Genomic DNA, 15,670 nt, shown 5'->3' with positions numbered 1-15,670 from the left:
AGTCCGCCGTGAAGACGCTCCGTCAGCTCTTGTCCGCAGAAGATATCATCCAGCTCTTGATCCGGCTTGGCCTGCTGGCTTTGCTGATCATGTGGACGTTCGTCATCATCCGTCCCTTCGTGTCGATTTTAACATGGAGCGCGGTGCTTGCAGTCGCGTTCTATCCCGCCTTCAGCTGGCTTGCGAAACTGCTCGGCGGACGTCCCCGGACTGCGGCAGCGATTCTGACGCTCATCGCGCTCGGCATCGTTGTCGGCCCGGCGGCCTGGCTCGGCGTGAGCGCGGTGGAGGGCGTGAAGGATCTGGCAAGCCAGCTCGGCAGCGGTGAACTCGCGCTTCAGCCGGCGCCGGAGCGGGTCAAGACGTGGCCATTAATCGGCCCGCAGCTCTATCAATTCTGGGATCTGGCCTACACCAACGTGCGGGCGGTGTTGCGCGAGGTCGCGCCCTATCTGAAGTCGCTCGCGGGACCGCTGCTGTCCTTTGCAGGCGACGCCGGTCTCGGCACGCTCCAGTTCCTGGTCTCCGTCCTCGTCTCCGGCATTCTCCTTCCTTTCGGGCCGCAACTCGTGGCGGTGACGCGAGGTTTCCTGTTCCGGATCGTGCCGGAGCAGAGCGAGCATTTTCTGGAGCTCGCGGGTGCGACCATCCGTGCGGTGGCGCAGGGCGTGATCGGCGTCGCGATCATTCAGGCCTTGCTGGCCGGTATCGGTTTCAAGCTGGCCGATATTCCAAGCGCAGGCCTGCTGGCTTTCGTCGTCCTTCTGCTGTCGATCGTGCAGATCGGTCCCCTCATCGTCCTCTTGCCCGTGGTCATCTGGATCTGGATGGACAAGGACGTGACGACGGCGTTGCTATTGACGGTGTTCCTCGTCCTTGTCGGTTTCCTCGACAACATCCTGAAGCCGCTCGTGATGGGACGTGGCCTGACCACGCCGACGCTCGTCATCCTCATCGGCGTGATCGGAGGAACGCTCGCGCACGGGATCATCGGCCTTTTCATCGGGCCGATCATCCTGTCGGTGGCCTGGGAACTCGCCGCGGCGTGGATACGCATCGACAGCGGCACGCCAGTGGAAAAAGCGACGAGCGGCTGAGGTTTAGCCGAACTCGAGGACCAGATGGACCGTCTGCGGGTCACGGCGAGCGGCATGCTTGAAGCCGGACCTTTCGAACACTTTCAACATGCCCGTGTTCTCGGGAAGGACTTCCGCCGTCAACTGCTGCAATCCGCTGTCGCGCGCAATCTGGATCAGGTGCCGCATCAGGAGCGAGCCGAGTCCGCGTCCCTGGAAAGCATCGATCACGACGAAGGCCATTTCTGCGCCCCCTGGCTCGAACACGATGAATCGGCCGCCTCCGACAATCATCTGTTCGTCGCCCTCTCGGACGAGTGCTGCAAGCGCGACGTGATTCTTGAAATCGACCTGCATGAAGAAGACCCGTTCCTTGTCCGAGAAGTGGCGCTTCATGGCAAAGAAGCGACGTTGCAGAGATTGCGGGCTCGTCCGCTCGATCGCGGCCAGCATCTCCGCCTCGTCCGCGGGACGCAGCGCCCTGATCTCGACTGGGCTCCCGTCCTTCAGAAACTCCTCGGCTGAATAGTTCGCTGCCTCTGCCATTTTGGGTCCCAATACCGCCGCGGCCGTGATCGCTGCCGAGCGCCATATTTCGACATCGCTTTAAAGGCCCTCCGACGTTGACCTAGATCAACGTCGGCCGCGGGCCGCGCAACTTGAATGACGCCGCGCGACAGCGAGGTCGGAACATGCCCATGGACAAAGCACAGCAGCTGGACACACCACAACTGGACAAACCACAACTCCCCGGCGGCCCCATGTCTGGACTGGTTGCGTCGGCGGTCGAATATCTAGTGGATGCGGGCCAGCGCAGCGTCCTGTTCCTGGACATCATGCGACAGCGCGGTGACCAGTACCGGGAACATGTCTCGCAGACCGCGCCGCATGTTCTGCAATATGCCGCCGAATTGATCATGGACGGCCGCAAGCTGGACGAGCCGGTCAACTATGCGCTCGTTCGCATCATTCCGCCCAAGGGCGTCGACATCGATATGAAGCGGCGGCCATTCATCGTGGTCGATCCCCGCGCGGGCCATGGGCCGGGCATTGGCGGTTTCAAGGCCGACAGCGAGATCGGCGTTGCCATGAAGGCGGGACATCCCTGCTATTTCATCGGCTTCCTCCCGGAACCGATGCCGGGACAGACAATCGAACGCATCGCGCGCGTCGAAGCGCTGTTCATCGAGAAGGTGATCAGTCGCCATCCCGAGGCGGACGGCAAGCCGTGCGTGATCGGCAATTGCCAGGCCGGATGGGCGGTCATGATCCTGGCCTCGCAGCGGCCGGAACTGTTCGGGCCGCTCGTCATCGCCGGTGCGCCGCTCGCCTATTGGGCAGGCGTGCATGGCAAATATCCCATGCGCTATTCCGGCGGGCTGCTCGGCGGAAGCTGGCTCACGGCGCTCGCGAGTGATCTCGGCGGTGGCAAATTCGATGGCGCCTGGCTGGTTCAAAACTTCGAGAACCAGAATCCGTCGAACACGCTCTGGACCAAGCAATATAACGTCTATTCCAAGGTGGACACCGAGGCCGATCGTTACCTCGAATTCGAGCGCTGGTGGGGCGGGCACGTCAACCTCAATGCCGAGGAGATCCAGTTCATCGTCGACGAGCTGTTCGTCGGCAACAATCTCGCGGCCGGCAAGATCGAGATGTCCGACGGCAAGAAGGTGGATCTGCGCAATATCCGCTCGCCGATCGTGGTGTTCTGCTCCAAGGGCGACAACATCACGCCGCCACAGCAGGCATTGCACTGGATCCTCGAATGCTATGCCGACGTCGATGAGATCAGGGCCTATGGGCAGACGATCGTCTATACCGTGCATGAAAGTGTCGGCCATCTCGGCATCTTCGTGTCCGGCGGTGTCGCCAAGAAGGAGCACGCGGAATTCTCGAGCAATATCGATCTGATCGACGTGCTGCCGCCGGGGCTCTATGAGGCCACGTTCGAGGCGAGGGGCTCCGATACCGTCAATGCCGATCTCGCGACCGGCCAGTGGATCATGCGCTGTGAGGCGCGGACGCTCGACGATATCCGCGCCATGGGCGGCAATTCGCCCGAGGACGAGCGGCGGTTTGCCGCCGCCAAGCGCGTCTCGGAGCTCAACCTCGCGGCCTATCAGAAATACGTACAGCCCTGGATCAAGGGCATGGTGACCCCGCAGATGGCGGAGTTGGCGCGCAACATGCATCCGCTGCGGCTGCAATATGAGGCCTTCAGCAGCCAGAATCCCTGGATGTCGGTAGTGAAATCGGCGGCCGACGCGGTCGAGGACAAGCGTAAGCCGGCCTCGAAGGACAATCCGTTCCTGGCGTTCCAGGAACAGATGTCCAAGCAGATCGTTCACGCGCTGGATAGCTGGCGGGATTCGCAGGAGGCGCTGAGCGAAGCCATCTTCCTCAATGTCTATGGTTCGCCGGCCTTGCAGACGGCGGTCGGAGTCGACCCGAACGCCGCGCCATCCGGCCGGCGGGAGATGACGGGCGAACACCGGGCGATGCTTCAGAAGCGGATCGCCGAGCTGAAGTCGAAGATCGGCCAAGGCGGCCTTCGCGAGGCGGCCATTCGTGCGCTGCTCTATGTCGGATCGGCGCGAGGCATGGTTGATGAGCGAAGCATCGAGGCGTTGCGCCAGGTGCGGCGCGACCATACCGGAACCCGGTTGACGCTGGCTGAGTTCAAGATGCTGGTTCGCGAGCAATTCTTCATGTTGCTGCTCGATCGGGACGGAGCCCTGGCTGCGATCCCGAAGATGTTGCCCGACGACGTCAATCAGCGGCGCGGAGCCTTCGCGGCCATGCGCGAAGTGCTGTCCGCGAGCGAGGACATCACCGGCGAGCGGGCAAGGCGCTTGAAGCAGGTTGCCGGGCTCTTCGGTGTCGGTGAGGAAGGCGACTCGAACGTCGCCCCTTTCGATCCCAGAGCAAAAGCGTCGTAGCGCAGATTGGCAGAATTGGGAGCAGCACCATGTCGGCCGACACGACGCAAACGCGAGCGGGCAACAAATACGACCGTCTGATCGCGGCCGCCAAGGCCGTGCCATCCACGCCAACCATCGTGGTCCACCCCTGCGACGAGACATCGCTGCGTGGCGCCGTCGACAGCGCGAGCGCCGGGATCATCCGGCCCGTGCTCGTCGGTCCGGAGCGGAAGATCAGGGAGACAGCGAGCAGGTTTGGTCTCGACATCGCCGGGTATGAGATCGTGGACGCGCCGCACAGCGACGCGGCAGCAGCCAAGGGCGTCGAGTTGATTCACGAGGCCCGCGGCGAGTTGCTGATGAAGGGCAGCCTGCACACCGACGAACTGATGCGCGCGGTGACCGCGAAGGTCGGCGGCCTGCGCACCGACCGGCGCATCAGCCACGTCTTCGTCATGGACGTGCCGGCCTATGCCGAGACCATTTTCGTCACCGACGCGGCCATCAACATCTTTCCCGATCTCGATGCCAAGCGCGACATCATCCAGAACGCGATTGACCTCTACAACCTTGCCGGCTTCGGCAAGACGCCGCGGGTGGCGATCCTGTCGGCAGTCGAGACTGTCACGTCGAAGATTCCGTCCACGATCGAGGCTGCCGCGCTCTGCAAGATGGCCGATCGCGGCCAGATTACCGGCGGCCTGCTCGACGGTCCGCTGGCCTTCGACAACGCCATCGATGTCGACGCCGCGAGGATCAAGGGCATCAAGTCAGAGGTGGCGGGCCGGGCACAGATTCTGGTCGTGCCTGATCTCGAGGCCGGCAACATGCTGGCGAAGAATCTCGCCTACTTCGCCAAGGCGGATAGCGCCGGCATCGTGCTCGGCGCCCGGGTGCCTGTTGTCCTGACGTCGCGGGCGGACAGCCCGCGGGCGCGGATGGCGTCATGCGCCGTGGCCGCGCTGTACGCCCATGCACGGCGCCAGAAGGCGCCGACAGTTGCCGCGTGACTGCCATGGATACGATCCTCGTCATCAATGCGGGCTCCTCGAGCGTCAAGTTCCAGGTCTTCTCGGTCGAGGGCGAGGGCACGCTTCGCCGGCAGATCAAGGGGCAGATGGACGGTATCGGGAGCCGGCCGCGCCTGCGGGCGAGCGGAGCGGGTGGCGATCCCCTGGCCGATCGCGCCTATCCGATCGAGGCGATCCCGGACGTTCCGGCCGCGATGGAGGTCGCGGGCGAGTGGCTAAGAAACGAGGCTCGCATTCAACCGTTGGCTGTTGGACATCGCGTCGTCCATGGCGGGCCGGAATACGAGCGACCCGTCCTCATCGACCACGGAGTGGTGGCGCATCTGGAACGCTTTATCCCGCTGGCGCCGCTGCATCAGCCGCATAATCTCGCGCCAATCCGCTCGATCCTTGCCAACGTTCCTTCGCTTCCGCAGGTCGCCTGCTTCGACACCGCGTTTCACCGCAGCCATGGGCCGCTTGCCGATCATTACGCGATCCCGCATCAACTGCATGCCGAAGGCGTGCGGCGCTATGGCTTTCATGGCCTGTCCTACGAATACATCTCGAAGACCTTGCCGCAGATCGCGCCCGACATCGCCAGGCGGCGGGTGATCGTTGCGCATCTCGGCAGCGGCGCTTCGATGTGCGCGATGAAGGGCGGGCAGAGCGTCGAGAGCACCATGGGTTTTACGGCGCTGGACGGTCTGCCGATGGGCACGCGTCCCGGTCAGCTCGATCCCGGCGTGGTGCTCTATCTGATCTCCGAGAAGGGCATGTCACCCGCGAAAGTGCAGGACTTCCTCTACCGCGATTGCGGATTGAAGGGCCTGTCCGGCGTCAGCAACGATATGCGCGAGCTGGAAGCGAGCGCGGACCCGCGCGCAAAGCTCGCGATCGACTACTTCGTCTATCGGATCGGCCTCGCCACCGGGATGCTCGCGGCGGCCTTGCAGGGCCTCGACGCCTTCGTCTTCACCGCCGGCATCGGTGAGAACTCCGCCAGCATTCGAGCTCGCGTTGCGGAGCAACTCGGCTGGCTGGGCGTCGCGCTCGATGCTGCCGAGAACGCGCGTCACTCGCGGCTGGTTTCGCGACCGAACAGCCTCATTCCCGTCTACGTCGTGCCGACGGACGAGGAGTTGATGATCGCGCAGCACACGTTGGCGCTGTTGATGAACGGAAAATCGCAAAACGCCAGATCTATGAGGGTGTCATGATTCCCGTGTATCCGGAGACGAAGGTTGCGCTGAAGGGGAAGAAGGGTCTCGTCGTCGGCATCGCCAACGATCAGTCGATCGCCTGGGGCTGCGCACGGGCGTTTCGCGCGCTCGGCGCCGAGCTCGCCGTGACCTACCTGAACGATCGCGCCAAGAAGCATGTCGAGCCGTTGGCGCAGGCGCTCGAGGCGCCTATCTTCATGCCGATGGACGTGATGGTCGAAGGCCAGATCGAGCAGGTGTTCGAGCGCATTCAGAAGGAATGGGGCCAGCTCGATTTCCTGCTGCATTCCATCGCCTTCTCGCCGAAGGAAGCGCTGCACGGACGCGTCGTCGACGTCGGCCGCGAGGGCTTTCTCAAGACCATGGAGGTTTCCTGCTGGTCCTTCCTGCGCATGGCTCATCTGGCGGAGCCGCTGATGAAGAATGGCGGTACCATGTTCACCATGACGTATTACGGCAGTCAGATGGTCGTGGAGAACTACAACATCATGGGCGTAGCGAAAGCGGCGCTGGAATCGGCCGTTCGCTATGCCGCAGCGGAGCTCGGGCCGAAGGGCATCCGCGTCCACGCGATCTCGCCGGGACCGCTGGCGACGCGCGCGGCATCAGGCATTCCGGAGTTTGACGAGCTCATGGACAAGGCGCAGTCGAAAGCGCCGGCACGGAGCCTCGTCAGCATCGACGACGTCGGCCATGCCACGGCGTTCCTGGCGCTCGACGGCGCCAAGCTGATGACCGGCAGCGTTCTCTACATCGACGGCGGCTATCACATCATCGATTGAGGAGAGGCGGCGGTACCAGACCGCAGGAGGCAACCGCCCCGCATCGGCTCTCTCATGCCGCCAGCATTGGCCGCCGCATTCAGCGGAAACGGTCTCGTCCAGCTAATTAGAGCAGGGTGAATTGAAAGACTGCGCCACAAGGCTCATTCGCGCCCACCCATATCCGTCCCCCATGCGCTTCGACGATTGAACGGCAAATTGATAATCCCATGCCCATGCCACCGGACTTGGTCGTGTAGAATGCGTTGAAGATGTGCTCAATGTTCGCCGGATCCAGTCCCGGACCCGAATCCCGCAGGCTGACGAGCACGCCATTCAACCCATCTCTGCCGGTGCTGATCAGCAACTCCCGCGCCCCTTCGCCGACGCCGCTCATTGCTTCGACGGCGTTGACGATCAAGTTGATGACCACTTGTTGCAATTGGACCCGATCTGCTTGAATGAGCGGCAATCCTTTCGCGAGTTCCGTCCGCACCGAGACACCGTTCTTCACGACTTCGGCACGAGTCAGGGCTATGACCTCAAGCACCGCCTCGTTGATGTCCAGGACCTCCTTTCGCGGCGGCGTCTTCTTCATAAGGGCCCGGATCCGGCTGATGACGTCGTCGGCTCGCATGCCGTCGCTGACGATCCAACCAAGCGTCTTTCGGACCTCCTCCAGATTCGGCGGTTGAGCAGCGAGCCAGTTCATCCCGGCCTGTGCGTTGGTGACAGTCGCAGCAATCGGTTGTCTGATTTCATGGGCAATCGAGGCCATAAGCTGCCCCATCGTCGCGACGCGGCTAGCGTGGGCCAGCTCCGCCTGCACCTCGCGATAGCGGCGCTCGCTGTCTCGTGCTTCGGCTTCCGCCTGCTTGCGTTCGGTAATATCCTTGAAAAGGATTCCAACGCGTCTGCGCCTGGGGTCTTCGACCCGGAAGGCGTAAACGTCATACCAGCGTCCGAGTTGTTTGGCTTCATTTTCAAAGCGCACCGGCTCGCCCGTCAGGGCGATCCTGCCGTAAATCTCGAACCAATGTTCTTCGTGCTGTGGCGCGATTTCGCGCATCCGTCTGCCGGCTGCATTCTTGATTCCCGTGTGCCGTTCAAACGACGGGCTGGTTTGCAAAAACCGATAATCGACCGGCTTTTCGTTCTGGTCGAACAAGACCTCAATCGTGCAAAAACCCTCGTCGATCGAGTCGAACAACGTGCGGTAATTCTGCTCCGAATCGCGCAATTCCGTCTCGGCGCGCTTGCGCTCGATGAACTGACCGATCTGGCTGCCGACGGTCGCCAGCATATTGAGCAGCTCCTGATCGGGCTGCCTGATCTCGCGGCTGAAGAACTCGATCACGCCAAAGAGTTCCCCCCCGAGCAGGACAGGAAAGCCAACGGCCGCGTGCAGTCCTTCGCGTTGGGCGATCAGTCCGCGCGGAAAGTTTTGATCAGGAACGACATCGGGAACGTATTCGGGCTTGAGGCTGGACCATATCCGGCCCGGTAGTCCCAACCCTGGAACGAAGGTGAACTCCCAAGCGACTCTTTCAAATTCCGAGACTTCTATCGACGCTTGATGCCAAAGCTCGACACAGCGCAGCACCCCGGCCTCTCGGTCCACGCACCAGAGCGCGCCCACGTCCCATCCCAGACAGTCGCCCATGGCCCGCAATATTCTCGGAGTGGCCTCTTCGATCGTGACCGCTTCCGCCAAGATCTGCGCGACCATGTGCTGCACGCGAAGGCGTTCCTCTGCGCGCTTGCGCTCGGTCAAATTGAGCACGAAAGCGACGCCTTGGTTCCCGCTTTCTAAGGTCGCCACGCCGATCAGTACAGGAACGCGGCCGCGGTCTTTCCGAAAATACTCCTTCTCGAACGGCTGCAAGCTTCCGGTCCTCTTCAACTCGGGTACCCAGCGTTGTTCGTCGCGGTCGAGCCATTCCGGCGGCGTCAGCTCCGTCCAGCGTACGCGGCCCGAGAGGAGATCCTCTCGGTCGTAGTCTACCATGCGGAGAAATGCGTCATTGGCTTCGATGATCCGACCGTCGAAATCCCAGATGAAGATCCCGATGATATTGGCATCGACCAGGCGCCGGATCTTCGCTTCGCGCTCAGCGAGATCACGGTACAAACGGTTATTCTCCAGCGCGATCGCCGCCTGCGAGGCCAGCAACTTCAGCACCGAGATGCGGGCCGGCGCGAAGGCGCGAGGAGTCAGGTTGTTCTCCAGATAGAGCACCCCGATGAGCTTGGCCCGGTTGAGTAAAGGTAGGCAGAGGATCGAACGAGCACGGTGCTGATGGATGTACGGATCCGCGGAGAATGGATTCTGGGTCGCGGCATCATCGAGGATCACACTCTCTTGCGTGCGCAAGGCGCAATGCAGAACCGACTCCGGCAACATGGCTGCAGTTACGGTCTCCTCGCGCAGTTGCACGATGACCGCGTCGCCGCTGGTCGTGGCTTCTGCCGCGGTCCGTTGCTCAAGCCCTTGCGAAAGAATCAACAGGCCGCGCTCGGCGCCCGCCTGAGTGATCGCGGTGCGTATGAGTGTGTCGATCAGCTTATCCAGTACGATCTCGCCCGAGACGGACTGAGACACCTTGATCACGGTCGCGAGGTCGAGATGTTCGACTGGGGTGCCGATCGTACCCGTCGCAGCGGGCGCCGTTACTTCCTTACGAAGGTGCGGATACATCTCATCGAGCTGTTGCACCTTGCCAAGGGCACCCCAACGGAGATAGCCATCGCGCGCGCTTGTTAGATACACGCGCGCGAACTCTTCGAACCCGCGCGCCGCGTAGAAGCGCGCGGCAAGCTCGTATGCAAGCGCCTCGTTGTGAACAAAGCCGTTTGCGCGCGCCGAGTGGATCGCTTTCTCGTATAGACGCGTGGCCTCGAGCTCCAGGCCTTCGATCCGCGCGATCTCGGCCCCTACGAGCGCGGCGCGGTTCTCGAAGTTTTCCGGGCAATTCGCTGCCCAGATCTCGAGCTGTCGGTGGTGCGCGGCCAGGGGCTCCAAATGCTGCTGCCGCTCGCCGGCCGCTGCGATGTCCCACGATGAGGCGCGCGACAGTGCGCCATAGAAGTGATACTCCGCCGTTTCCGGGTGTGTCAGCGATGGCCAAGGCAGCGGTTGCGCCCTCGACGAAGCATCGACAGCAGCCGTATAGTCGCCGGAAAGAAAGCGTGCCTGCAGCTTTCGTATCCAGTACCCGCATTCGGGAAGCCTCAATGCCGGGTGGTTCGACAGATGGCGCTCGAACGCGCATTCATCGAACTGCCCATCGTCAAAGGCACCGAATTTCGCCGTCAGGCCACGCAACGTCCGGATCAGGGCGAGCTGCCCGGTAATCCAACCAACGACAAGACCAAACCCGAATTTCTGTGCAAATTCGAGCCCCCTTTCTGCTTCGCTTTGCGCTTCCACGAGCGGATCGCCTGCCATGAGAAGATTGGTGTTCAGCTGGGCACAGCTGTATCCCGCATATGTGAGATCGCCGACACGGTTTGCGATTTCAAACGCGCGACGGAGGAAATCACGGCCGGTCCGGACATGTCTCGTCCAGGGCACGACGAACCCGAAAATCTCGAGCGTCCTGCCCTGGAAGCGCTTCAGCTCCGGTTTTTCGACGAGCTCACAGCCGAGGCGGCCAAATCGAAATCCGGCATCGTAGTTGCCGAAATACGGCCCGGCCAACATGGCAAGCAGCTCATAGGCGGGACACGAGGCGTCGCTGTGGCCGTGCTCGAGACTGAGGTTGACGGCTCTACAGGTTGCCAGGGTTCCCAAATGGGATGACGCAAAGAAGGCGGGCAGTGCGATCCTTATCAGGACGTCGACGGTCGCGAGCGATTCCGGATCGCTCATCAAGGGCAACTCGACAAGGCCCTCGATCGTGCGGTTCCCGAGCTGCGACCAGATGCGCTCGTATTCGCGGTGTGCCTCCTCTTCTGTCGGATGCGAGGACCAGTCGATGCCCAGGTGCTGGAGGTAGTCCAGCCCGACTGCTATGGCGCGGTCGCTCTGATCGATGGTCATATACAGATCCACGCGCAAACACGCCACGGTTGCTCGCTGGACCGTCGTTGCGGTGCGCGGAGCAAGCGCAGCCAGGCGCTCGTCCGCTTCCGTCAGAGCACCCGTCACGAACTCGCATTCGGCCCGGTGCAGCTCCAGCTCGAAAGTCAGTTCATGCCGGCGCTCCCACCGGTCTTCCGGCAGCAGTGCCGCGCCGGCGGCGAGATAGGTGAGCGCCGAGGCATAGGCGGTAGAGGCCTTGGAGCGCTTGCCCGCGATCAGGTTGAGCTCGGCCAGCCGCTCGCGCTCCTCCGGTGCCGTGATCAGCGTGGCGCCGCGGTTGAGGTGATTGACAATGTCGAAGATCGCTTCCTCGCGTTTCTCGGGAGGGATGTGCGCCGCGAGCAGTCTCCCGATTCGAAGGTGCGCTTCGCCGCGCAGCGCCTCCGGGATCAGCGAATATGCGGCTTCCTGAACGCGATCGTGGACGAACAGGTAGCTGCCGGCCAGGCGCTCGACAAATTCCTGGCGGACGGCCGGCTGCAGGGCCGCGTGGATGTGCTCCTCCGACGTCCCGTGGACGAGGGAAAGGGTCTTGATCTCGGCGATGTTTCCGAGGCAGGCCAGGCGCCGCAATGCGTTCTGCGTTTCGATCGGCAGGCGGGCAAACTTGCCGACCACAAGGTCCACGACGTTGTCGGTATATCGTTTGGATTGAATGCGGTCGAGATCCCAGGACCAGCTCGCAGCATCATGATCGAAGGCGAGCATTCCCTCTTCGGCCAGCGAAGAAATGAACTGAACGGCAAAAAACGGATTACCACCGGTCTTCTCATGCACCAGTTGCGCGAGCGGCGCGGCGCTCTCCGGCTCGCAGCGCAGAGCGTCCGCCAAGAGCTGCCCAAGGTGCTCACGAGCGAGCGGTGCAAGCGTGATCTCCGCCACCTTTCCGCCAGTCGTCTTGATGGCGTCGAGCTTCCGCATCAATGGATGGGCGGCAGTGACTTCGTTGTTGCGATAGGCACCGATCAGCATGAGGTGCTGCAGATCCGACCGGGTCAACAGATCCTCGAGCAGATCGAGCGTCGCCGCGTCGAGCCATTGCAAGTCGTCGAGAAAGAGTGCCAGGGGATGTTCCGGCCGTGCGAAGACACCGATAAGTCGCCGAAACACCAGCTGGAAGCGCCGTTGCGCGTCCTGTGCCGCAAGCTCAGGGACGGGTGGCTGTTCTCCGATGATGAGCTTCAACTCGGGGACGACGTCGATCATGAGCCGTCCGTTCGGGCCCAGCGCCTCCTGCAGGGCGTCGCGCCAACCGTTTAGCTCGGCGTCGCTTTTGCCGAGAAGAGGCCGGACGAGGCTCTGAAAAGCCTGAGCGAGCGTCATATATGGGATGTCACGCCTGTACTGGTCGAATTTGCCGGACGCAAACAGGCCGTGTCGCGGCACGAGCACCTTGTGCAGCTCATGGACGACCGAGGATTTGCCGATGCCGGAATATCCCGAGACCAGGACCAGCTCCGGCGAGCCGCTCTTGACGATGCGATCGAAGGCGGCGAGCAACGTCTCGACCTCGCGTCCTCTCCCGTACAGCTTCTCGGGGATCAACAGCCGGTCCGGCGCGTCGTGGTCGCCGAGCGCAAACGGGTCGATGCGCCCCTGACGCTTCCATTCGGCCAGACAGTGCCGAAGATCACTCTCGACGCCGGCGGCGGTCTGGTAACGCTCCTCAGCGGCCTTGGCGAGCAGCTTCATAATGATCTGGGAGAGCGTGGCCGGGACATTCTCCAACCGCTCGCTCGGTGCAACCGGCCTTCTGGCGACATGGCAGTGCACCCATTCCATGGGATCGGACGCGGTGAACGGCAGTGAGCCCGTGAGCATCTGGTACAACGTGACACCGAGCGCGTAGAGGTCGCTGCGGGAATCGATCGAGCGGTTCATGCGTCCGGTCTGCTCGGGCGCCATGTAGGCGAGCGTCCCCGCAATCGACTCGGGCGGATCGGGCGCCTGTCGCTCGCGCGGCAGGCGCGAGGCGAGGCCGAAGCCGGTGAGCCGCACCTCGCCGTCCGCGCCGTTCACCATGATGTGGGCCGGCTTGAGGTCCTTGTGGGCAAGACCACGCTGGTGGAGCTGACCCAGGGCCGAAGAGATGCCGATGGCGAGGCGCAGGAACCGTCCCACCTCCATGGGGGCGCCGAGCAGCGCGGCGAGCGGCTCGCCGCCGGGGTCCTCGAGCACCAGCATGGTCCGCCGGCCATCGCGCCTGAGGTCCAGCGGCCGCACCGCCCAGGCACCGTCCAGCTCGTCCTTCAATCCGAATTCGTGGCCAAGGCGATCGAGGCTGGCGGGCGTTGGGTGCTCGGCGGCGGGCCGCACGGCCAGCACGGCCTTGCGCTGGCCATCGGCGCCCAGCGTCCATTCCCGGCAGACGACGCGTTCGCTGTCCTGCCACAACACCCGGAGGCCGCCGTCCCCACCAGCGCCGAACTTGGATGATGGGTTCATATGCCGGAGTTTATCACTCACGAGCCGGCGTGACGATGTCCTTTCTCGCCCACGAAGTCGGTCAGCTCCCTGCAGGTTGTGTCGCGCGCAAAGTAGAACGGCGGCGCCAGCAGGAAGAACGAGAATGCCAGGAGCCGACAAGCGGACGTCAGACGTGCCGCTGGACCAACCCATTTATGGGGCACACGGCCTAGCTAGGACACCCGGTCAGGACAGTTGCGGCTGATCATGGCATCGTGCCGGTGATTTGCCCGACGTGTCAAGTCGTTTCGGATATTCCGCATGATGTCGTGCCGACCCCGGGCTACTTTGCATGGGGTTGTTTTTCAGTTTTTGTTTTCAGCGGTAGTGCAGCGCGATCAGCTCGGCGACGCAGGCCGGCTTCTTGCCGCCTTCGATCTCGATCACGAGATGATAGTTCACGCGCAGGCCATCCGGCGGCACGTCCTCGGCTTCGGCGACCGTGACGCGGCCGCGCAGCTTTGAGCCGGCAGGGACTGGAGCCAGGTAGCGTATCCGGTCTGCGCCATAGTTGAGGGTGTTGCGCAGGCCCTTCAGGCCAATCACGGAGCGGATGAAGAGCGGGGCGAGCGCCAGCGACAACAGCCCGTGCGCGATGGTCTTGCCGCCTGGCATTTCCTTGCTCGCGCGCTCCTGGTCGACATGGATCCACTGTTCGTCGCAGGTCGCCTCGGCGAACTGGTTGATGCGCTGCTGGGTGATCTCGATCCAGTCGCTGGCGCCGATCTCGGTGCCGACAGCGGATTTGATCTCCTTGAAGTCGCTGAATATCCGCATGGCCTGGCCCCGTCAGATCTTCATTTCCGGCACGCTGTCGGGAACGGCGAGTTCGGCATCCGTTACGGCCATCACTTCGCCGACACTGACACCCGGCGCGGTTTCCAGGAGCGTCGCTTTGCCGTCGGGAAAGCCGATCACGGCCATGTCGGTGACCACCAGGCTCACCGGCCGCGCCGACGTCAGCGGCAGTGTGCACTTTGCGACGATCTTCGACTTGCCCTTGGCCGCGTGCTGCATGGCGACGATGACGCGCTTGGCGCCGCTGACGAGATCCATCGCCCCGCCCATGCCCGGCACCATCTTGCCGGGGATCATCCAGTTGGCGAGGTGGCCGTGTGCGTCGACCTGGAGGCCGCCGAGCACGGTGACGTCGACATGGCCGCCGCGGATCAGCCCGAACGACATCGCGCTGTCGAAGGTGCTGGCGCCGGGCAGGGCGCTGATCGGGCGCCCGCCGGCATCCGTCAGTGTCGGATGGGCCATGCCTTGTTCCGGGATCGGGCCGGTGCCGATGAGGCCGTTCTCCGATTGAAAGAACACCTTCAGATCGGACGGAACGTAGTTCGCGACCAGCGTCGGAATGCCGATGCCGAGATTGACGAGGTTGCCGCTCTTCAGTTCCTTGGCGACGCGTCGGGCGATGATGGTCTGTGCATCCATGATCTCACCCGTTGGTAATGAGGAAATCGACGAGCGGCGCCGGCGTCACGACGTGATCCGGCGCGATGACGCCGACCGGCACGATGTTATCGGCCGTGACGATGACGGTGTCGGCGGCCATCGCCATCACGGGATTGAAGTTGCGGGACGTCAGGGCGTAGGCGAGGTTGCCGAGATAGTCGGCGAGAAAGGCATGCACCAGCGCGAACTGCGCCCGCAGCGCAGTCTCGAGCAGGAAGGGCTTGCCGTCGACTTCGATCTGTCGCTTGCCTTCGGCGACCAGTGTGCCGACGCCGGTCGGGGTCAGAACGCCGCCGAGGCCACATCCGCCCGCTCGAATGCGTTCGACGAAGGTGCCTTGCGGAATGAGATCGACGGCGATCTGATTCGCCAGCATCTGCTGCTGCGCCTTTGGATTGAGGCCGATATGGGTCGCGATCAGCCGCGAGACCAGCGCCGCATCGAACAGCTTGCCGACGCCCTTGCCGGGCGTGGCTGCGTCATTTGAGATCAGCGTCAGGCCGTTTTTCTGCTGCCGGACGATTTCATCGAGCAGGCGCTCCGGTGTCCCGACAGCCATGAACCCGCCAACCATGACGCTCGCGCCTGCCGGGATCATCGCAACAGCTTCTTCGACTGAAACGGCCTTCATGGCGGTAACTCCGATGCGACGTGAGGGCAGCAGC

Annotated in this window: 10 protein-coding genes; 5 read left to right on the top strand and 5 right to left on the bottom strand. The window is 63.0% G+C overall.

The genetic code is table 11. The annotated features are described in order from the left end of the window. Positions 1-8: 8 nt before the first annotated feature. A complete protein-coding gene (locus YUU_RS49955) occupies positions 9-1,097 on the top strand; it encodes an AI-2E family transporter (RefSeq protein WP_035661070.1) in 1,089 nt (362 codons plus the stop codon). Between the two features lie 3 nt (positions 1,098-1,100). Here the strand turns inward: YUU_RS49955 and YUU_RS0103070 are convergent, their stop codons facing one another. Then, positions 1,101-1,622, bottom strand: a complete 522-nt coding sequence (locus tag YUU_RS0103070; RefSeq protein WP_027521032.1) for a GNAT family N-acetyltransferase — start codon at positions 1,620-1,622, stop codon at positions 1,101-1,103. Positions 1,623-1,837: 215 nt separating this feature from the next. Here YUU_RS0103070 and YUU_RS0103065 point away from each other — a divergent pair, with 215 nt between their 5' ends. The 4 genes from YUU_RS0103065 to fabI are packed head-to-tail and all read left to right on the top strand — an operon-like array spanning position 1,838 to position 7,015. Further along, on the top strand, positions 1,838-4,018 hold the full coding sequence (locus tag YUU_RS0103065; protein ID WP_245287934.1) for a DUF3141 domain-containing protein: 2,181 nt from the start codon (positions 1,838-1,840) through the stop codon (positions 4,016-4,018). Positions 4,019-4,047: 29 nt separating this feature from the next. Further along, entirely contained in the window at positions 4,048-5,010 is a 963-nt protein-coding gene (locus YUU_RS0103060; RefSeq protein ID WP_027521030.1) for a phosphate acetyltransferase, read from the top strand. A gap of 5 nt (positions 5,011-5,015) precedes the next feature. After that, the gene (locus tag YUU_RS0103055; RefSeq protein ID WP_027521029.1) at positions 5,016-6,230 is read left to right on the top strand and encodes an acetate/propionate family kinase; all 1,215 of its coding nucleotides are present in this window, start codon (positions 5,016-5,018) and stop codon (positions 6,228-6,230) included. Continuing rightward, a complete protein-coding gene (gene fabI / locus YUU_RS0103050; protein WP_027521028.1) occupies positions 6,227-7,015 on the top strand; it encodes an enoyl-ACP reductase FabI in 789 nt (262 codons plus the stop codon). Before YUU_RS0103055 ends, fabI begins: the two co-directional genes overlap by 4 nt. 106 nt (positions 7,016-7,121) lie before the next feature. Here the strand turns inward: fabI and YUU_RS49950 are convergent, their stop codons facing one another. The 4 genes from YUU_RS49950 to YUU_RS0103030 all read right to left on the bottom strand — a co-directional run bounded on the left by YUU_RS49950 (position 7,122) and on the right by YUU_RS0103030 (position 15,636). Further along, the gene (locus tag YUU_RS49950) at positions 7,122-13,523 is read right to left on the bottom strand and encodes an AAA family ATPase (protein WP_084801317.1); all 6,402 of its coding nucleotides are present in this window, start codon (positions 13,521-13,523) and stop codon (positions 7,122-7,124) included. A 339-nt stretch (positions 13,524-13,862) separates the two neighbouring features. Continuing rightward, positions 13,863-14,321 (bottom strand): MaoC family dehydratase, encoded by a 459-nt coding sequence (locus YUU_RS0103040; protein WP_027521027.1) that lies wholly within the window; start codon positions 14,319-14,321, stop codon positions 13,863-13,865. Between the two features lie 12 nt (positions 14,322-14,333). After that, the gene (locus YUU_RS0103035) at positions 14,334-14,984 is read right to left on the bottom strand and encodes a 3-oxoacid CoA-transferase subunit B (protein ID WP_027521026.1); all 651 of its coding nucleotides are present in this window, start codon (positions 14,982-14,984) and stop codon (positions 14,334-14,336) included. Between the two features lie 4 nt (positions 14,985-14,988). Continuing rightward, positions 14,989-15,636, bottom strand: a complete 648-nt coding sequence (locus YUU_RS0103030) for a CoA transferase subunit A (RefSeq protein WP_027521025.1) — start codon at positions 15,634-15,636, stop codon at positions 14,989-14,991. Between the last annotated feature and the right edge of the window lie 34 nt (positions 15,637-15,670).

Source organism: Bradyrhizobium sp. Ec3.3 (genome assembly GCF_000472925.1).
GTDB lineage: Bacteria > Pseudomonadota > Alphaproteobacteria > Rhizobiales > Xanthobacteraceae > Bradyrhizobium.
This window is presented reverse-complemented; position numbering and strand designations above follow the sequence as displayed.